The sequence below is a fragment of the Pirellulaceae bacterium genome, from assembly GCA_019636385.1.
Lineage (GTDB): Bacteria > Planctomycetota > Planctomycetia > Pirellulales > Pirellulaceae > Aureliella.
This window is the reverse complement of record JAHBXT010000002.1, coordinates 1,108,295-1,126,627: the sequence shown is the minus strand read 5'-3', so window position 1 is coordinate 1,126,627 and position 18,333 is coordinate 1,108,295. Positions and strand designations below refer to the sequence as shown.

Below are 18,333 nucleotides of genomic sequence, written 5' to 3'. Positions count from 1 at the left end.
ATTCCACCGATTCTTTCGGCTAGATGAGCTCGACACGTCTATTTCTCCATCGACTTATTGAGAAAAGACTCATCCAGAATCTGGCCCAGAGAAACCTTGCCTTTGGCGATTTCACCAAGTTCTTCTAACCCGCTAATAGTTTGCTGCCAGTTGTCTGGCGATGATTTCAGTACGCCCCCTTCACCCGAGAAGTATGGCATTCCTCGCTCTAACGACTTTAGTTCCCGATCTTTGTCGATTCCTTCAAATTGGATTGCCAGAGTGTCAATGGCTTGCGTGGGATTCGCGATCGCAGACTCCCAGCCCTTTCTGAGATAGTCAATTAATATTTGAACCTCTTCAGGATGCTCGGAGAGAAAATCCTTTCGGGTGAAGTATACCGTTCCTACAAACTTCACTCCAAAGTCGGATGGCTTGATGATGTCGTAAGTTATGGACTTCAGGTCCAAACTTACTGGTTCGTCATAAATAAATGCGGGACGAACATCGTACTGACCAAGAAGAAATGTCTGCAGGTCAAACGGAACTGGAATCTCCTCAATTCTGCTTCGATCTACTGAAGATCTCGCCATTAGAAGATTGTAAACCCGTTCAGTGTTTGTACCGGGAAGAATTCCGACCTTCTTGCCTATGAAGTCTGTGGGAGATTTGATTCCGGATTCGGACTTTACCAAGAAACAAGTCGGCGAAACATTATTTATCGTCCCAATGCAAACGAGGTCGGCCCCTTTTTCATTTGCGCTAATCACAAGATCAGCGCCTGCAACACCAAAATCAGCTGCACCAGATAACACTAATTTTATCGGGTCTACCGACTCAGATCCAGGGATTAGTTCGATCACGACATTTTCAAGCGCAGCAAGGCGGACAGCTTCACACTCACCTGCGTAACCAGCGTATGGAAACCACTCCTGTTGCAACTTTATGGTCGCTTTCTCGTTACTTGAATTGCGCGTAACAACCCACCACCCAATCCCTAGCAGGAGTAGCAAGAATGCCAAAACCGACAGTAGCCTTGTTCGTGTTTTCACTTCAGTTGCCCTTTGAGTACCAACTACCTAAAAAAGATTCCAGCAATCGAACAGTGCCAGCGATTGACGTAGACAATATCGCTGAACCAAGAATGCCGGACATCATCAACTCTGGTTCTAATCGCTTTGCTGCAATGAAGATATCCTTCCCTAAACCATAACGGGCACCATTAAATTCTGCTATAATTGATCCTATGACGCATAGCGGTGAAGCAATGAAGAGCCCCGTTAGAAAGTAATGAGTGACGTGCGGTATAACAATTATCCGAAATGTGTGGAGCTTTCCAATCGCAAGGACCTCCATTAGTTCAAGAGATTCCCTTCGAATCGTGCGAAGGCCAGAGAGTACGTTGCTTAGGATAGGAAAGAACGCAACAAGCGCACTTAAGAAGATCTTGCCCCAGATGCTGGTTGGGCCAAAGGCCAAAACGACAGCAGGTGCAATAGCGACGAAGGGGATAACCTGGGTGGCCGAGATCCAAGGATAGGTGAAACGATGAGTTCTAGGGCTGATATAAAATAACGTTGCCAATGCGATTGAGCCGAGCGCAGCGATAGTTAACCCGCCGATAGACTCGACGGCCGTAGTCGTCAAACTGGTCCAGAATGCAGATGAATTAGTCGAAAGGTATTTAAGCACCCTAATTGGCGATGACACAAAAAGCGCCGCTTTACCGTATCGCGAAAATACTTCCCAGAAGCAGACTGCGATGGCAATAATTGCAGAGTGCATAGCGCGTTCCTTAATTTGCGAAGTCATGCTACTAAGACATCCTTTTCTATTGCTAGCATAAGTTGCTCGTAGGCCTTTTCAGCGTCTGGAGTCAATGCACGCAGAGTAGACTTCGCCAAGTACGAGCTTTCGTCAATTAAGGGAAACGATATATCGCATTCGATTCTTGCTGGCTTTCCGGCGAGTACTAGAACGCGATCAGCGAACAAGATAGCATCTCTTATTTCGTGAGTAATCCATACGACCGTTGATTTCGCGCCGAGCTGAAGCGTCCTCAATGCAATGTTTAACGTATTGCGGTAGCCCGAATCCAAGCTGGAGAACGGTTCGTCTGCAAATAAAAATCGTGGCGCAACACAGAATGACATCGCCAACGCTAGCCGAGCTCGCATTCCAACAGAAAGTTGGTGCGGATACTTGGCTATAGCGTTCGTTAGTCCAACTGTTCTCATCACCTCATTTAACCTAGCTTCGCTTACCTTGCGATCATGCAATTGAAAAGCCAGCTGAAGGTGCTGGGCCACCGTTCGATTTGGGAAAACAACCGGCTCTTGGAAAAGAAACCAAAGTTCTTTGCGTTTGTGCATTTCTTTTGGAGCAGTTCCTGCGATGAGAACAGACCCTTGTTTTGGCGATGGAGGCAATCCGGCAAGACTACGAAGCAGCGTGGATTTACCTCTGCCCGATGTTCCAAGAATTGCAGTACTCTCGCCTTCCCTGATTGTTATGTTGAGATCGCTAAACACAGCGTCCTCACCGAAAGAAACAGTTAGGTTGATAGCTGAAATACCGGACACTTCAATTCTTTCTCAAACTTTGCTTTGATTTTAAGCTAATTCCACTCAAACTTTGAAACCGAGCGTTCCCATCCGCAAGACGCGTGCCAAAGAGCGGGTTTCCCAATTTGCCATTTGTGGCACTTGAGGACCGCTACATGAGGTAGCGAACTCGCTACCAGCAATAGCGTTTTTCGCTATTTGGTTGGCATGAATATCACGCTGCTCAGCAGCAATCTCGTAGCTAGCTAACTTCCTCGGGCTCGGTCGGTTCCTAGATTAGCTTTAAATTTTCTATTGTCTTCCTTACTAGTTTATCGTCTCACGCACCACTCGTAGCCCGATCGACTCTGCGGCGTCGTTCCTTTTTTGCCATGCTCGATTGGCGGCTCGGGCGTCCAGTGGGTTGGTGGAGATTGCCGAGCCGCCGCGGATGGGCGCGTGGAGCGGACTCGGTGGCTCGCTGAGCGGGCTTTCCAGGGTGAGCCACTCCCAACAGTTGCCATGCATATCGACCAGACCAAAACGATTCGGACGGAACTGCCCCACCGGCTGAATCCGTCCCGAGTCAATGTTGCAACTCGCTTTGATGCCTCTCAGAAGTTTGCCCGAATCTCCTCGGTGAAAGGTAGTGATGGCGTCTGATAACGAGCAGTTGCCATCCCAAACGGCCAGCAACTCGCTCGAGCCGGCTCGGCAGGCGTACTCCCACTCGATTTCGGTCGGCAAGCGGTGGACCATTCCCGTTTTGATGGTCAACAGGTGACAATATTGAGTCGCTTGGTACCAGTTGATGTTGGTGATGGGCAAGTTTCCGCCGCTGGTGCTGGCCGATCGATGCGGCTCCATGATCGGGAACCACTGAGCACGGGTGATCTCGCTGACGGACATTTCGAATGGGGCGACTGTGTACGTGGTCAAGCGTTCCAAAGCCGGGTCGCGACCAGGTTCATTGGACAGCGAACCAAGTCTGGCACTACCTCCCGGAATGGATACAAAATGGATAACTGACGGATCGGCCGACGCACTGGGCGGCGGTAGGTATGATCGTGAGCTATCACCGCTATCGCGACTTGCTGGCTCCACCGCTGCCTCGGGCGAGCTCGTCGATCGACTGCATCCCCCGACGAGCATCAACATCGCGAGCAGCACACCGACGATGTGCGTTTTGAGGGGCTTGCTGGCTGGTTCGCTTCGCACGTGCTTCGAATGATCGTTGTTTAGTGTTGCTACATGACCCATATCTCAATCTCCTGCGTTTAGTTCGCTGACCACTGGCACAACTATGCGAAATCCGAGAGTATCTTCTTTTGCGTTGGCGGGTTTGAAGCGTCGCAAAGCGAGTTCCCGATTGGCAGCCACATCTTTAAAACTGGAACCGCGTACAGCTCGCGCCTCGTTTCTTGTAGCCAGCTCTTTTTCATTGAAACCTTTGTAGACAAAGACTTCGTTCGAGCGTGAGGAACTGGGAGTCATCGTGCGTCGTTGGTAGGCTTTCTCGTCCCATGAGTCGATCGTCCACTCTTGCACATTCGAGTTCATGGCAACACAACCACTCCAAGAACGATCCAGTGAATTGTCATTGACTGGCCATGGGCCGCCCAACACGACATTGGGTTCCTGCATCGACTCGAACTGCTGCACGAAGAGGTTGCCTCGCGCTGCGTATTCCCACTCGACTTCGGTCGGTAGCCGGACTGTCACACCACCGTTGAGGCGACTCAACCAGTCGCAAAAGTTCATCGCTGTCGACCAGTCAATCGAGGTGGCAGGCAAATTGCGGTCCTTTTCGCTCGGATGCGGTAAAGGCGTCGAAGTCACCTCCTCAGACGTTCGCTGGGTAGTGAACTCAGCCAATTGTCCGACCGTGACTTCGTAAACTCCTATGAAATATCCGGTCTCGACATTAATCAAGTGAGCAGGAGTCGAAAAATCAAAGTGGGCTGAAGCGGACGCCCGCGCGCTCGCGACGCGTTGTTGTTCAGTTTGCCCAATCAGAAACCTTCCAGCACTTACATAGACCAATGGGATAGCGTTCTCACTTTTGGGGTCTGCACTGGCTCTGAGGAAAAGTTGTCCAGTTGAAATGCCTTTCGTTAAAGCTTCGTTCCTGAGGCTCTGTATTGCTTTCAGTTCCTGGACGTTCTTCAATTCAGAGAGCTCAACTTTCAGGTGGCTGAATTCCAAGTCCAGTCGAGCTAGCCGATCAAAAAGATGGTCTAGGTTCCGCGAAGTAGTCGTCGTTGCCGCAGTTGGGCCAGGTTGGCCACGTTCCGTAGCCGGAGGCTCGCTGGCAGGCAATTGCGACTTGTTGTTATTCGACTCATCCCGTGCTCGCGGGTTGTTTGCTTCGATTACCGGAGTTTCAGATGGACCCGATGCCAATGGATCGTCCTTTGGGAACGGGGAAGAGGCAGGTGACATCTGTGGGAAGAACATCCCCTGATTAGTTGCAACACAATATGCACCAATCGCCGCAATAGCGGTAAGTATGAGGAGCGGAAAATAGTGTCGCAGCCAAGAGTTCTGGTCTTGAAGGTACCCGTGGCGAGCGAACCTTGCGTCTTGCTCCACAAGGCGTAAATTCCCTTCGCGAAGGCTGTTTGAAGCTGTCTGCCGATTAAGTGATTTCGCTGTGCCGGGATTCGCTGTGTCAGGATTCTCCCCGACAGGCTGCAACGTGACCGGCTGCACCGATCGCGTCGGCGGAGACGGCTGTCTCGGAAGGCGTTCAACCTTCCCGCCGAGATCCGCATCTTGTCCAAAGACTTTATCGTGGTTATTGCCTGGGTGTGACATCATAATTTCTCCAGTGAACATGGTTATTGAACCTTTCCAGATTTAATGGCGAGCATGGGATCTAACTTGGTAGCTGCATACGCGTGGTAGGCTACGCCCAGCGCCGAGCAGAGAATGGCCCCCACAAAGACCTGAGCGAAGTCCACGATGGACAATCGGCACTCGGCGTTTGCAATCAACGGGAGTCCCGTTGCGATCAACAAAGACAGTACGCTGGCCATTGCCCAACCCAAGCCGGCGATGAGGATGGCGCGAAAGAAGACGAACAAGAAGATGCCCTGTGATTGCATACCCATAATCTGCATGATGCCGATAGACGTTTGGCGGCGGCGCGTCACTTCCATGAATATGACACTAGACGTGACGAATCCAAGAAAGACCGCAATGACTTGCAGGATGACTACCAGTAGGTCGAGCGTGCCCGCATAGCCTTGCATTTCAAGCACCTGCAGACGCGATGAGACAGTGCTGTAGCCAAGGCTTTGCAGATGTTCATCGATCACGGGAACGTCGTCCAGCACCCGGGCGTAGAAGCGACCGCTATAGTAACGATTTGGCGTGTTGGCTCTCTCAAAATTTTGGGTGGTTGGATCAAAGGTAAGGGTGCCTTGCCGGTGTCGATGAACGGCGGCTAGTAGACTGGCCGGAACTATGGCGATCGGATCGCGATTGGCGTCGATTTGCTGTTCAATGGCTAGCAACGTGGCTCGTGCACCGGATTGTTCCCGTGCTGCCAGAGCATCCAGACTGCCAAGCATGTTGCCTAACAGCCCTCCAAAACCTTCTACGAAATCGTCAAATTTAGGAACGAACGCGTCGACCTTGGAATAAAGCTTTGATGCCTTAAGTTCGTTGATGCCCGTCGGCGGGGGACTGCATGTCAAATTCAACGTTTGACCGTCCGACAACTCCAAGCCAACAAGATCAGTCGTGGCCGTACCGAACGGAATCATCACCCGAGGAAGCTCTGCTCCAATCATTCGCACACGCGTGTCGACGAAGTACCCGCGAAGCCATTTCAATGATCCAGAAATCCCAACCAATCTGTGATCTTTGCCATCGATCTTGGCTGCTGTTGGCTCAGACCAATAGAGCATGACATCGTCACAGGTAGTAATGTCCTCGACCTCGCTGACCTCGAAGTTCAAATACTGCTCCAAACGATCGCTTTGAGTCTGGGAGGTGACCAAGTAGACATGGAGGTCATGCGGCTTAAGCATTCCATAGAGATCTCGCCATCGGGATCTTTCCTGGATTGAGTTGTCATACGAAATGGGCATGGCCTTGAAACCGCGCAGATGCAATCGTTTGATGTCTTCGCCCGAGTACGCCTGCTTTGTGAAGGCCAAATATCCCTGATGCCCGATAGAATCTTCAACGGGAAGGCCTGGCCATGCATGTTCAATAACCGCTTCCCCCTTTGTGAAGTCCTCTAACTGTTCCATGAAGTGCCGAGACAGGTAAGCGGTTTTCGATTTGCTGCCCTCTGTTCCGAAAACTGCACGAACCGAAACTTGAAGTCGGGCGGTAATCGCTTCACGCCCTTCACTCCGGGTCAACTCAATAGTGACATTCGATGTACCAGAGTTAATCGCTTGATCCGACAATCCAAGGGTCTGAGCGACCGCAGGTGAGACCACCAGCTCTGGAGCGGTAGCCCCAGAGATACCTGCTCCGTGGTAAGCAAGGATTGGGTCGCCCGGTACGGTCGTCTGTAGAGTAACACCGTCGACTCTCGCCTTCGGAGTCAAGATCGTCCCGAGCTTGGTGATTTCGGGAACAATGATTGTGCCCGGAGGTAAACCAGCGATCAGATCGGCCTCAGATGCAGCCGACAATGCTAGGTCATCGCTGGTCGCGAACAAATCGCCCTTAATTGACGATGGGTTGGAGCCAATGTCGTCGCGGAGTTGCTGGACGAGACCGCTTTTGAGGCCTGCCAGTACCAGTAACAGCAAACAAATACCTGCGAAGACGGTCGCAGTTGTCAGGAGCGTAGTTCGAGATCGCCAGGAATCCTTCAAGGCGATTTCTCCATAGTACAAGTGCATGCGAATCGAGTCTTTAGGCAACATGATATTCCTCATGAGAAGGTGTGTAATCAACTTGGAAATGCGAGTTTGTAGGGAACCAGGAGCCGTCGATCTTGGCTTCGAAACTGATTGGCGTACCGAAGCCATCGCTTTCGCGGAACGGCAACCCAATTTCATCATCCCAGCCCTCTGGGATTGCGCTGATATTGACGATGTAATCGGAGTAACTCCGAGCCAATGCGTGGTCATGGTTGATCATGATCACGGTTGTCTCTTCGTCGCGAGCGAGCGTGCTCATCAGGTCCAGTACACGACGTTTGTTTGGTGTATCCAGACTGCTTGTGGGCTCATCAACGAATAAGATTTGTGGCCGATGGGCGATGGCACGCGCCAAGGCGATTCGTTGGTATTCGCCACCGGAGTACTCCAATGGAAGTTTCTCTGGGATGTTCTTTTCAGAAACCCCCAGAAGATAACCCAGTAGCCCTTCCGCCCGCTTGTTCGCTTCCTTCGCGGAGGCTCCGTTGAGCCTAAGCGGCATTGCAACATTTTCTTTGATGGTAAGCGTCGGGATGAGCTCACCACTTTGCAGATAGAATCCCATCAAACGTCGGCGGAGAGCCTCCATCTTTTTCTTCCCAGCTTTCCCTTTCTTGAGTAGCTCAGCAACATCGTGGCTGACAACTCGACGAGGCGATGCTCGCTCGTTGATACGAAACTCCTCAACGGTCGAGTACTCATCGCTCTTTAGTGCCAACAATAGGCCGAGTCGGCTTTGTAGCGTGGTCTTGCCAGAGCCTGATTCTCCCAGGATCGTCAAGAGACCTCCCATCGGGATCACCAAGTCAACCACCTGGAGAAGAAAGCGGCGTGTTGGGGTGTTATACAAATGTTGAAGATTTTTTATGGTAATTGCGTACTCAGTCATGATATGCGCTCCAGATAATTGTGACGGAGAGAGAATGGCGAGGAAGCCAGGGCGGCTTCCTCGCCGTATTTGCCAAATAGTTATGGCAGGTCACTAAGCCGAACGAACGCGAAGCGAAGTTGAGGTCGGGTCTCTTTTCCCAAATTGAACCAACGGGCGTTTTCGATATGGCCGGTGACCATCGCGTGGCTAGCATCGATTTCAGCGACCCAAGACTCGAAATCCTTCTGGGACATCGCGGCCAATCGTGCCGGGGTCATATCAAAAACCCTGGACTTGACGGGTAGCCCTAAGATCAATTGCAATATCTCTTTGAGCGGAGTGTCGGCAGTGATTTCACCGTCGTAGCTGATATGTACGGTTAGAGTTCTGAGTGCTTGCAGAATTTTATCGACGTCCTTGCTGCCTGGGTCACCTGCACCCTCAAGCGTCCGAACACAAAACTCCAAAGCTGACGCAAACAATTTCAGCTCATTCCGTCCGACGAGCACAAAGGGCTCGATCGTTCGATTGCCTTCGGCATCTATCTCGGCTGAATAACCGCTGGCGAACGTCGCGCCAACCAATTTCTCCTTGCCCAGGTATTGAAGAATTGCGCCGATCGCACCTTTGTTGGGGTCCTTCGTTGCGGCAAACTCTTCGACATCACCTTGAACGATAGACACGGTATCGCGAACGCGATTCGTAAGTGTCTCCGCTAAACTTTCGATGAAGCTAGTCGTGTTGTCGGTAGTGGCCGAGATTCCTGCGAAATCACGCCCCGCCGCTATGGTCGAAAATTGATCACGGCAAAGGTCACTCATTGGCCCTGAGCCGCTTCCAACTTGCAACGTATGCATGGTAATGTGGCGGAACAATGCTTCAACGTCGTCGCTTGACGCACCTGGTTGAGCGGCAGCGAGTACCGTATCAACGGCTACAAGCGATTTTTCCCCTTCATGGTTTGGAGCGTCGCCGATCAAAATGATGTGGCGATTGGCTACATCGTTCCAGGCAATGTCGGTGATGGCGGTTCTCAATCCTGCATAAACTTGCTCTGGGTCATCACCGCCGCCAGCGACTACAGTATTTGCGAGAACTTTCTCGAAAACGGCTAAGTCGCTCCCGCTTTCCAAGCTGCAGAGTACCTTCGAGACATACTCGTCGCCTTCGTCGCGGTAGCCAACCAAACCCAAACGAACTCGTCCACGTACATGCTGGTTAGCATTCACAGCAGCTGCGATCTTCCGAACCACTTCTTTCGCTGCTTCTATGTGTGGTTTCATCGACGACGTTGTGTCAATAACGAAAACAATGTCGAGAGTGATTTCTGCTTGGACCTGTGGTAGGGTAATTGCTTCTTTTTGATGGACGGACGAGAAGATGTTTTTGGGATCTGCAGTGTGCAGATAGGCAAATTCAAAAACTATTATTTCTTCCCCATCCAAGGTGCTCTTCAACTCTTTTAGTATCGGAAGCAACGAGAATATTTCTGAGCCATCAGACTCACGGCTTATTGCTTCGGAAATGCCGCCTTCATTGAGATGCGACAGCACCGCCGCCTGATTTTCAAAGAAGTATGCCGGACCCCGTCTTCCTCGCTTAGTAAAGCCTCCAACTAGTCGATGCTCCCATTCGACAACATCGTCGGCTTTCACCCAGCCGATTTCGTTTGCGAGAGATTTACCGGTCGCAATACGGTAATGACCTTTCTTGGTTTTTGCTCCCGACTCGTCGGCGGGCAAGACAAAAAACCATTCAAATTGACGTAGTGGCTGTGAACGACTAGATTCGGTCGGTTCCGCGAACACCGCGGAATCGTTTCGCACAATGACCTTCAGGGGTGCGCCGAACTCTGATTTCAATACGTCATCCGCCACCAACGAGGGCGAAGAAATGATCAAAAAGAGTAACGCTACCAAACCGCTCTGAATTTTCGACAACATGACACCGCTCCATTGAAATGGGGTATGAAGCCGTTCCGTGGCAAGGCTGGGCCGCGGTATCCAGCACGCGACCGGCACCGGCAAAAAAACAACCGGTTCCACTTACCCCCTGGTTCCGGCTGTGGCGGTTACGGCGGTCGATAGCCGTAATAGGCGAGAAAACTGCTAAAACCCGAATATTCCGAGTGTTTGCCAATCGAAGAAATTTTGAAAGAGCGTAACCAACTTGATCTGGTTAGCGACATCGCCGAATTCCATAAGCCCAAACTCTGTTCGCAACCTTCAGCGAGAAGGCTCAGCAAGCTTCATCACGAAGCGTTCCGCTGAAGAGGGTTCGGATGCACGAACCTTGTACTTCGTGATGGGCAGTAATTGCACTGTGGAATTTCCTTTTTCGCAAGGAAGTCACGGACTTCTTCATCTAATGCCGTCGGCGGGCAGGCTCGGTAGTCGCGGAAGAGTTGCCAGGCTGGCTCTGAGGCGAGTTTTAGCTTGCCAGACATGATTGCATGGTAGGCGAGCGCGGGGCATTTCCACAGGCATTGCTTGTAGAGCTGGGTACAGGTGCGTTGGAGGCAGATTTTCCAGGCGGCTCTCGGGTCGCTGCCGAACGGCATCGGCTTGCCATCCACCATGTGGTACTGCTGACGCCAGCCACGATGGGATTTGCGGATGTTGATTTGCAGATCAGGATAGCTGGCTCGCCACGCGCGGACCTTCTGGCAGACGACGCGAAATCGCTTCATGTACTCCGGCGCACGTCCATGTTGGGAGACGTCCATACGGAAGCGGTTGTCGATCAGAACGCGGGGCAGGTCGGGATGACGATCGAGGAAGAATCCCTTCGTGACGAACAGTCCTTCGGCGTTTGGGAACGACTGTCTTGCAAGCTCGATGATTGAAATCAACTCCGGGTTGAGTGTTGGTTCGCCCCCAAGAATTGCAATCCGTTTGGGCGCTAGCCGGCCCTTCCATGCTTCGAAGTTCGCGCGAGCTTCATCGAGGCTCACGATTCCGCCGGCATGAAAGTTGGAATAATGCGAGCACTGCGCACAATAAAGATTGCACGCATGTGCTGCATGGAACTCGAGATTGGCAAGCTCGATCATCAACATTTTTCCGAATCACTTGAACCAGCTTCATCGCCCGAGCCTTCGCTGCCTACGTCGCCACTTCCGCCTGGTGGTTTAGGTGGTTTCACGTCGTGGCCTGGATGCCCTGGTGGCAAGTTGTCCGGCCAGTGGTAGCCAGGAGGCAGATGGTATGGATGATGCGTAGGTAGCCGCGGCCAGATGATGTTGGGCAGTGGAGGCGGTACCAACACTTCGATCGGCGGCTCGGGCACCGGAGGCCATACCCAGTCTTCCGGCCACCAATCGGGACGCGGCTCCGCGCTGGAACCCGGTGGATCTGGCAGTGGAACGTACGGTAGCGGTTCACCTGGCGGATCAAACGGCGGTGGGGGCCAACCCGGTGGTCGCTCGCCGTTGGGACCAAATGGTCCATGGTTTGTGGTGGTCATAGACACTCCTTCAAGAAATTGGGTAAACGAAAGAAACAGAAATCAGCGCCAGAGAACCTTGCGTAGGTTGTGCTTACGCAAGGCTTGTTTCAGGAAGACGGGGCGATGTCGCTTGTAGGCGGGCGGATCGACGTGGATGTGCGGAAAGACATGGTCCATCGCCACGCCAACCTTGACGCCGGCAATCTTGGCACGCCAGAAGAAGTCCCAGTGCTCATCGACCTTCAGGTCTTCATCCCAACGGATCGCTTGAAGGATGTCGCGATGGGCAACGAAGCAGTTACAGACGAATGCGCACTCGGCAATGTCGCCGATGCGTCGATACTCGCCGCGAGGAATGTGAAGAACGCCACCGGCTGACTTCAGCAAACGTGGCGCGCCATCAGGATGGGCACGATGCGGTTGCTTGCTGAGCGTTGCCAATAGATCGAGGCGACTCGATTCGAACTTGCGCACGAGATCATTCAGTCGCGTCTGCGGACCAACGACGTGATCGTCATCGGAGAAGATCACCATCCGAGTTTGCGCGGCTTCAACGAGACGATTGCGACCAGCCGACAACTCGATGTCATATTCGGTCTCAATGAGTCGATCTACTAACGTGGCTTCGTCGGGACAGACTTGCGAGAATCTCAGCTCAGGCTTGCCGTCGTCGAGGACGTAGATCAGCGGACGCTCATCGCCACAATGCTCGTAAATGCTACGCACCAGAGTCGCGCAACAATGAGGGCGATGGATAGTCTTGATGCAGAATGTGCACGATCACGCATGGACGATACCTCCTCCTGGATAACGCAGTGAATCAAAGCCGTGTTTACGAAGCCCCAATCGGCGGAACTTGGGTCGGGCTCGCAGAGCTCCGTAAGGCTTGGCTGCCACGTGGTCGTGGACTACGGAGCAGTCGAGAGCCACGGCGATTTGCAGATGTTTAATATGGGACGCTCGGTAGAAAAACTCCCAGTGCTCGTACGTTTTGATCTCGTCGTCCCAGCGAACACGAGCGATCGTGTCGCGCCGCGCGAGGAAGGCGATCAGTTCATTGATCACCGTTTCAAGATCTTCCGTTAGCTTGGCGAAGTTGATCCGATCGACGGGGACTTCTGGATGCTCTTGGATGAACGTCTCGCGATGTTCAAGACGCGAACGCTGGAGTTTGTCGCAGGCGTCATCGCCGGCTGCGAACCATTAGCCTGGATGTCGGCTAGTTCGATCTTGAAGCGAACGAATCGAGGCTTCGATTGGGCGATCCACGGCGATGATTCGCAGCGAGTTACCGAGGGCTTCGTAGAGGTGGTTTGCGAATCGGCAGAGATGCGGATACTTTCCGCCAGCCACGGGTTCGATCACGAATGGCTTCTGCTTTCCTGGCGACGATCCAGGCCTACAGTTGCTTGGCGAGCTGACCGTCGGGAATCTTGGGATCGATCGCTGGGAATCGCATCGCCTTTTCACAGAGGTTCGCAAGCCCGATCGCTTCGCCTCCCCCAGTTGCCTCGTAGCCTCCGAGTTCGTTGCCCATGTGAGGAGAGGCTTGAGACCTGAGGCGTGAGGCTTGAGTCAATGCAACATAAACTCCCTTGGAATTTTCTCCTCAGGCCTCAAGTCTCGAGGCTCACGCCTAGCAAAACGTTGTAAGGTCGGTAAACGTGGTCGCTGATCTTCTTCGGCGGATGCTTAGCGGCGTAGAGGTGCTGACCTCCGAGCTAAGCCAGGCCCCAGTCTTCGGGTAACTCACGAACGTACGCCTCAAGGTGTTCCACAAAGTCGGGAACGAAGCCTGCGTCATCCTCAAAGACCACATACGAGTCGATCCCTTCGAGCAAACATTTCTCCAGGATCAGCAAGTGCGAACGGTTGCAGCCCCAGGCACCATTGCCGGCGCGCCACTGCTCGGACGTCGAGAGCTTGCGACCATCGATGGCTGCGAATCGCTCGACGTCTGGGAATGGCCATGGCTGCGGTAGTTGCTGCATCCACTCGCGCAGACGGTCGTCGCGTCCGTCAAGATTCATGAGGAAGCAACGCTCAACGATCTTGGGCGGCCCCGAAAAGCTTAGCGCAGTCGTTTTTGCAGGGGAGAACTCAAATGGAATCGCTTGCATTTGCTTTGTATCCTTTAGGGCATCGCCAGATTTAGAAGGGATTAGGAAATGCCAAACGAAGTAACGCTGACATTCAGTGCTGATGGTCTGTCTGCGCTTGCGGCCATGACTATCGCCCCCAAAAACCAGTCACTTCTCGACGATCTCCTGTCGCGAAACCGGGAAGGTAAGCTTTCAGCGGAAGAGACGCGGGAACTTGACATGCTTCTGAAGCAGATCGACGAACTCAATCTTGTTAAAGCGCGTGCTGCTGCTGCCTTGCACCGCATCAAGACTGAGGAATAGCGTTGAGCGATTACGTTTCCGTTTAGCTCAGGCGGCAAATTCGAGCACACTTCTCCAGTCGTTGTGCATATTGCCAATCTAGCGAGGCGCTGACGGTGGTGACCTTCGAGGTCGAACACATCATGCCGATGAGCGACCAACAAGCGGTCGAAGGGATCGCGATGATGAAAGGGCAGATTCAATAGCCGTTCGGTATGCGTCGACAAAATCGGCAAGATCTGAAATCCGTATTTGACAACTGCGATGTCGATCAATTCTTGATAGGGGCGATTGAGAATCCATTTACCTAAAGACACTTTGATCGCAATCTCCCAATAGGTTGCTGGGCTGAGAAATATCTCGTTGCCCGCATCGGAAATCATCTCTCGTCCCGTTGAAGACAGGCTCTGATGATCAGCGATAAACCAAAAGAAAGCATGTGTATCCAAAAGAAGCTTCATTGCATGTACTCCGAGAAGTCTTGCAAATGATCATCATCGTCCGCAACAACCGTGATGATCCCTTTTCCGAGACCAGGTATGCGAGGCAACTTCGGAAGAGGCTGTCGTACGGTCAGTTTGGCAATCGGAATGTCGTTTTCCGTGATTACCAACTCGTCGCCAGAATGAAGCTCTTTCAGCAGCTCACGCAAACGCTGCTCGGCCTCCTGGAGGGAAACGGTATTTGTCATTTGTCATTCCTTATTTGTCAGGTTCACTTTATGGATTCTGTTCATTGTCACTTTATTCGGGCAAGGCCGTAACCACTGAATCGGTAGTAGTTCAAGCGCGAAAGAAACTGCTCGGCAGCTTGCGGATCGGGTATCGTGAGACCACGTTGCTGAAGCAACTGCACCTGAGCGGCGTAGGAGAGCCACGGCTTGGAGAAGGGAATCCTTGGAGTGCCGCTCATGTTCGCTCCTCGACCTGAGAATAGGGAGGAGCGCAAAAAAGAAACTCGCCCTTGATGTGCGTCACCGCAAAGCGGGAGGGGCACGGCGAGTGTGTTGATCGAATATTACCGCTTGGCCCGGAAAAGACAAGGCCGTACACGGCTTGGATCGGCTTGCGACACCCCGAAACTGAATCTATCTTGCGGAAAATGCCAATTTTGACGGGCGAACACCCGAATGAACGGGGGTTGCGCATTGCGGGGAAGAGTGGCGTAAACCAATGGGGAAACACGCTTTGTGGGCAGAATGTCATTGGAGGTGTCCCTCCAACCGCCAGCGAATCGTGAAGAGCGGTGACACCGACTTCTTCTGACCAAGCTGGACTTCGATGCGTGCAATCAGTTCGTCTCGTTGGCTGTCAATCTCATCCTGAGCCTCGAAGAGGCGCTTTCGCCGCTCCTTCCGAGTCGATTCCAGCGTGCGGATCAACTTCTGGGCTTCGAGCTTGTCGTTGAGGGACGCCGCCAGTGCAGCGACCTTCCGAGCTTCCCGAATCTGCTTGTCGAGTTCCTTGATCTCCCGCTCCAAACCCTGCTTCAAGTCGTCCGACCAGTGGTCGAGCTTCAGCACCTCTTCGTCGAAGTGCTTCATGTTACGCTGTTCTACCTCTTGCACTCGTCTATCGACGAGCAGTTTTCGGTTTTCAGTTTTCAGTGTTTCAGTCTCTTCGCTGAACACCGAACACTGAACACTGGAAACACTGGCAGGGAGCGACAACAGTTTGCGGGCCGTATCCTCATCTAATACTTGCCTATCATCGGTTGCCGCAAGCACCAAGATATACTCTTCGGTGTCGAGCGAGGTGATCGTCAGCTTGGAGAGTTCCAGCCAACCGCTCTGTCCGAGTAGCGGCTCAACCGAACTGACGACGGAACCGTGATTGGCGTAATGAAAGGTGAGCGTGGCGGGGGGTAACTGCCGGTTCTGGGCACGCTCAATCAGGTGCGCTGCCAGTGGGTGTTGCTGCCGGTAGAACGTATCGCCATTCTTCTCGGCCTGCTTCCAGTCGAAGTGGAAAGTGGTTTTCAGTGCTCTGTTTTCAGTTTTCAGTTCTGGATTTCCTGAACACAGAACACTGAAAACTGAACACCCCTCCTTCAGTCGAAAACGTGGCTCATTCTCAAAAAACTCTGCCTCACCATCTAATTCCGCTTTGGTCAAGTTCAGCAGCCATCTTTCTCGCTCCGACAGGCTCTCCAGCGTCCTGTCTCGATGGACTCGCAGTCGCTCGGTGACTTCCTCATCGAAGTTCTCCAGCAACGTCTGGCGAGTCCCCGCCATGCGGGTCTGAATCTGGTCGGTCAACTGCGACTGAAGCTCGTCGAAGGCTTGGGCAATCTCTTCAGGCGTGCGGCACTTCTGGTAAACGTTGGCGATCCGACGCTCGATATCGACACCGGATTCCAAAGCCCCCAGCACTTCGTCGCTCGAACCGAACACGCCGTCGAACAACTTGAACTTCTCGCTGAGCAACTCGAAGACCCGCTGGTCGGCCTCGTTGCGTCGATTCAGGAAATTTACGACCACCACGTCGTGCTTCTGGCCGTATCGGTGGCAACGACCGATGCGTTGTTCGATTCGCTGTGGGTTCCACGGCAGATCGAAGTTGACCACAAGCGAGCAGAACTGAAGGTTGACACCTTCAGCTGCTGCTTCCGTGGCAATAAGGATCGAGGCCCGGTCACGAAACTCTTCAACGATGGCCGCTTTGATATCGACCGGCTTCGAGCCACTGACGCAATCTTCACCAGCATGGCGAGCCAGCCAGCGTTCATAGATGTCCTTCGATACCGGATCGGCGTTGGTGCCGTTCATCAGCACCAACTGGCCTTCGTAGCCCCGCTTTGACAACAGATCGAGAAGGTACTGCTGCGTGCGACGAGACTCGGTGAAGATGACCGCCTTTCTTGCCGCACCCAGTTGATCCGCACGACGAAAGGCGGTGTCGAGTGCAGGAAGAAGTGCTTCTCCTTTGGCATTGGCCGTGATCCGGCTGGCAAGCTGTGAGAAGCCGAGGAGTTCGTGAAGTTCCTCCTCCAACAATTTCGGGTCGGGCAAGTTTTCGGTTTTCAGTGTTCGGTTTTCAGTTTCTTCATCTGCTGAACACCGAACACTGAACTCTGAACACTCTTCTTCATCCCACTCGTCTTCCAGTTCCAGAATAGATTCGAAGTCACTTTCGTCGATCAACTCTGACGCTGACGGCGGGGATGCTTCGACTGGTTTGGCCTGCGCTTGGGCCTGCTGGATAGCTACCACTCGTTTGAGATTGCGGAGGCGACCGACGAGACCTTGCAGCGTGCCAGCAATGGCAAACGTCGATGAGGCCAGCAGTTTGCGAAGGACCAGCGTGATGAGTTGCCGCTGACTCGCTGGCAACGAGATCAACGTCTCCCGTTGCAGAAAGGCCGACACGCTCTCGTAAAGATCGTGTTCTTCGTCGCTCGGCGTGAAGTCCTGCGTGATAGGAATACGATTGGTGTAGGGAATGTATTCGACGACCTGCTTCCGCAGTGTACGGATGCAGACGGGCATCAGACGGCTGCGAAGCTGGGAATTTCGCTCCGACTCACTGCCCGCCTTGACGAACTGGTCACGGAAGGAGGCGGCATCCCCGAAGACGTGTTCGTCGATCACGCTGACCAGCCCGTACAACTCCATCAGCGAGTTCTGGAGGGGAGTCGCCGTCAGCAGCAGCTTGTGGGCCGGGCCGATGGAATCAGCGATACGCCGGGCCATCTTGCTATGCGGCTTAAACACGTTCCGCAGCCGATGAGCCTCGTCGATCCCCACCAAGTCCCACGGCACGCCCTTAACGCTCTGAGCCTTGGCCGAGGCGAAGTGGTACGAACAAATGATGATCTTGTCGTCTTGCAGGAACGGGTTGCCCTCTCCCGCCTTCCGCATCCGGTTGAACAGGACCGAATCCATCACGACGGACGGCAGGAAGAACTTCTCGTCGAGTTCCTGTTGCCACTGCTTGCGGAGCGTGGCTGGGACGATCAGCAGGATGCGGCGCTTCCGTTCGGCCCAGCGTTGGGCGAGAACGATCCCCGCTTCAATCGTTTTGCCGAGGCCGACCTCATCAGCGAGGATCGCTCCTTTGGACAACGGCGACCGCAGCGCAAACAGAGCCGCATCGACCTGATGGGGATTCAGGTCTACCCGTGCGTTCGAAATCGAACGTGTCAGGTTCTCGATGCTGCCACCCGCTCCCTTGAGGGTGAGCAGGTGCGCCCAGTATTGGCAGTGGTACGGCGTCATTGGC

Annotated in this window: 17 protein-coding genes and 1 pseudogene; all 18 read right to left on the bottom strand. The window is 53.2% G+C overall.

What is annotated here, in order from left to right; all coding sequences use genetic code 11:
- Nucleotides 1-38 precede the first annotated feature (38 nt).
- The 18 genes and pseudogenes from KF752_09700 to KF752_09615 all read right to left on the bottom strand — a co-directional run bounded on the left by KF752_09700 (nt 39) and on the right by KF752_09615 (nt 18,329).
- Nucleotides 39-1,031 (bottom strand): ABC transporter substrate-binding protein, encoded by a 993-nt coding sequence (locus KF752_09700; protein ID MBX3421813.1) that lies wholly within the window; start codon nt 1,029-1,031, stop codon nt 39-41.
- Between the two features lies 1 nt (nt 1,032).
- On the bottom strand, nt 1,033-1,791 hold the full coding sequence (locus KF752_09695; protein ID MBX3421812.1) for an ABC transporter permease subunit: 759 nt from the start codon (nt 1,789-1,791) through the stop codon (nt 1,033-1,035).
- Nucleotides 1,788-2,561, bottom strand: coding sequence for an ATP-binding cassette domain-containing protein (locus tag KF752_09690; protein MBX3421811.1), 774 nt, complete (start codon nt 2,559-2,561; stop codon nt 1,788-1,790). The genes KF752_09695 and KF752_09690 overlap by 4 nt, the downstream gene beginning before the upstream one ends.
- A gap of 288 nt (nt 2,562-2,849) precedes the next feature.
- Nucleotides 2,850-3,782 (bottom strand): formylglycine-generating enzyme family protein, encoded by a 933-nt coding sequence (locus tag KF752_09685; protein MBX3421810.1) that lies wholly within the window; start codon nt 3,780-3,782, stop codon nt 2,850-2,852.
- A gap of 3 nt (nt 3,783-3,785) precedes the next feature.
- Nucleotides 3,786-4,925, bottom strand: a complete 1,140-nt coding sequence (locus KF752_09680; GenBank protein ID MBX3421809.1) for an SUMF1/EgtB/PvdO family nonheme iron enzyme — start codon at nt 4,923-4,925, stop codon at nt 3,786-3,788.
- 437 nt (nt 4,926-5,362) lie between these two features.
- Nucleotides 5,363-7,414 (bottom strand): hypothetical protein, encoded by a 2,052-nt coding sequence (locus KF752_09675; GenBank protein MBX3421808.1) that lies wholly within the window; start codon nt 7,412-7,414, stop codon nt 5,363-5,365.
- Nucleotides 7,404-8,300 carry an ATP-binding cassette domain-containing protein gene (locus tag KF752_09670; protein ID MBX3421807.1) on the bottom strand — a complete coding sequence of 299 codons (897 nt, stop codon included), beginning with the start codon at nt 8,298-8,300 and terminating at the stop codon, nt 7,404-7,406. Before KF752_09670 ends, KF752_09675 begins: the two co-directional genes overlap by 11 nt.
- Nucleotides 8,301-8,380: 80 nt before the next feature.
- Nucleotides 8,381-10,225, bottom strand: a complete 1,845-nt coding sequence (locus tag KF752_09665; GenBank protein ID MBX3421806.1) for a VWA domain-containing protein — start codon at nt 10,223-10,225, stop codon at nt 8,381-8,383.
- A 308-nt stretch (nt 10,226-10,533) separates the two neighbouring features.
- Nucleotides 10,534-11,340: a radical SAM protein gene (locus KF752_09660; protein MBX3421805.1), complete on the bottom strand. Its 807-nt coding sequence runs from the start codon at nt 11,338-11,340 to the stop codon at nt 10,534-10,536.
- Entirely contained in the window at nt 11,334-11,747 is a 414-nt protein-coding gene (locus KF752_09655) for a hypothetical protein (protein MBX3421804.1), read from the bottom strand. Before KF752_09655 ends, KF752_09660 begins: the two co-directional genes overlap by 7 nt.
- Before the next feature lie 42 nt (nt 11,748-11,789).
- A complete protein-coding gene (locus KF752_09650; GenBank protein ID MBX3421803.1) occupies nt 11,790-12,494 on the bottom strand; it encodes a glycosyltransferase in 705 nt (234 codons plus the stop codon).
- Nucleotides 12,495-12,509: 15 nt separating this feature from the next.
- Complete coding sequence (locus KF752_09645) at nt 12,510-12,794, bottom strand: hypothetical protein (GenBank protein ID MBX3421802.1); 285 nt, start codon at nt 12,792-12,794, stop codon at nt 12,510-12,512.
- A gap of 334 nt (nt 12,795-13,128) precedes the next feature.
- Nucleotides 13,129-13,308: a hypothetical protein gene (locus KF752_09640; protein MBX3421801.1), complete on the bottom strand. Its 180-nt coding sequence runs from the start codon at nt 13,306-13,308 to the stop codon at nt 13,129-13,131.
- 37 nt (nt 13,309-13,345) lie between these two features.
- Nucleotides 13,346-13,759: pseudogene (locus KF752_09635) on the bottom strand (glycosyltransferase family 25 protein).
- 131 nt (nt 13,760-13,890) lie between these two features.
- Nucleotides 13,891-14,574, bottom strand: coding sequence for a type II toxin-antitoxin system VapC family toxin (locus tag KF752_09630; GenBank protein ID MBX3421800.1), 684 nt, complete (start codon nt 14,572-14,574; stop codon nt 13,891-13,893).
- Nucleotides 14,571-14,804 carry a hypothetical protein gene (locus tag KF752_09625; GenBank protein ID MBX3421799.1) on the bottom strand — a complete coding sequence of 78 codons (234 nt, stop codon included), beginning with the start codon at nt 14,802-14,804 and terminating at the stop codon, nt 14,571-14,573. Before KF752_09625 ends, KF752_09630 begins: the two co-directional genes overlap by 4 nt.
- 47 nt (nt 14,805-14,851) lie before the next feature.
- Nucleotides 14,852-15,025 carry a hypothetical protein gene (locus KF752_09620; GenBank protein MBX3421798.1) on the bottom strand — a complete coding sequence of 58 codons (174 nt, stop codon included), beginning with the start codon at nt 15,023-15,025 and terminating at the stop codon, nt 14,852-14,854.
- Nucleotides 15,026-15,314: 289 nt separating this feature from the next.
- The gene (locus tag KF752_09615; GenBank protein MBX3421797.1) at nt 15,315-18,329 is read right to left on the bottom strand and encodes a DEAD/DEAH box helicase family protein; all 3,015 of its coding nucleotides are present in this window, start codon (nt 18,327-18,329) and stop codon (nt 15,315-15,317) included.
- Nucleotides 18,330-18,333 lie beyond the last annotated feature (4 nt).

What these genes read in the sequence shown, in the direction of transcription:
- KF752_09665 (MBX3421806.1), bottom strand. Translation starts at nt 10,225, where the DNA reads ATGTTGTCGAAAATTCAGAGCGGTTTGGTAGCGTTACTCTTTTTGATC.
- KF752_09620 (MBX3421798.1), bottom strand. Translation starts at nt 15,025, where the DNA reads ATGAGCGGCACTCCAAGGATTCCCTTCTCCAAGCCGTGGCTCTCCTAC.
- KF752_09660 (MBX3421805.1), bottom strand. Translation starts at nt 11,340, where the DNA reads ATGTTGATGATCGAGCTTGCCAATCTCGAGTTCCATGCAGCACATGCG.
- KF752_09630 (MBX3421800.1), bottom strand. Translation starts at nt 14,574, where the DNA reads ATGAAGCTTCTTTTGGATACACATGCTTTCTTTTGGTTTATCGCTGAT.
- KF752_09670 (MBX3421807.1), bottom strand. Translation starts at nt 8,300, where the DNA reads ATGACTGAGTACGCAATTACCATAAAAAATCTTCAACATTTGTATAAC.
- KF752_09675 (MBX3421808.1), bottom strand. Translation starts at nt 7,414, where the DNA reads ATGTTGCCTAAAGACTCGATTCGCATGCACTTGTACTATGGAGAAATC.
- KF752_09615 (MBX3421797.1), bottom strand. Translation starts at nt 18,329, where the DNA reads ATGACGCCGTACCACTGCCAATACTGGGCGCACCTGCTCACCCTCAAG.
- KF752_09625 (MBX3421799.1), bottom strand. Translation starts at nt 14,804, where the DNA reads ATGACAAATACCGTTTCCCTCCAGGAGGCCGAGCAGCGTTTGCGTGAG.
- KF752_09695 (MBX3421812.1), bottom strand. Translation starts at nt 1,791, where the DNA reads ATGACTTCGCAAATTAAGGAACGCGCTATGCACTCTGCAATTATTGCC.
- KF752_09655 (MBX3421804.1), bottom strand. Translation starts at nt 11,747, where the DNA reads ATGACCACCACAAACCATGGACCATTTGGTCCCAACGGCGAGCGACCA.
- KF752_09685 (MBX3421810.1), bottom strand. Translation starts at nt 3,782, where the DNA reads ATGGGTCATGTAGCAACACTAAACAACGATCATTCGAAGCACGTGCGA.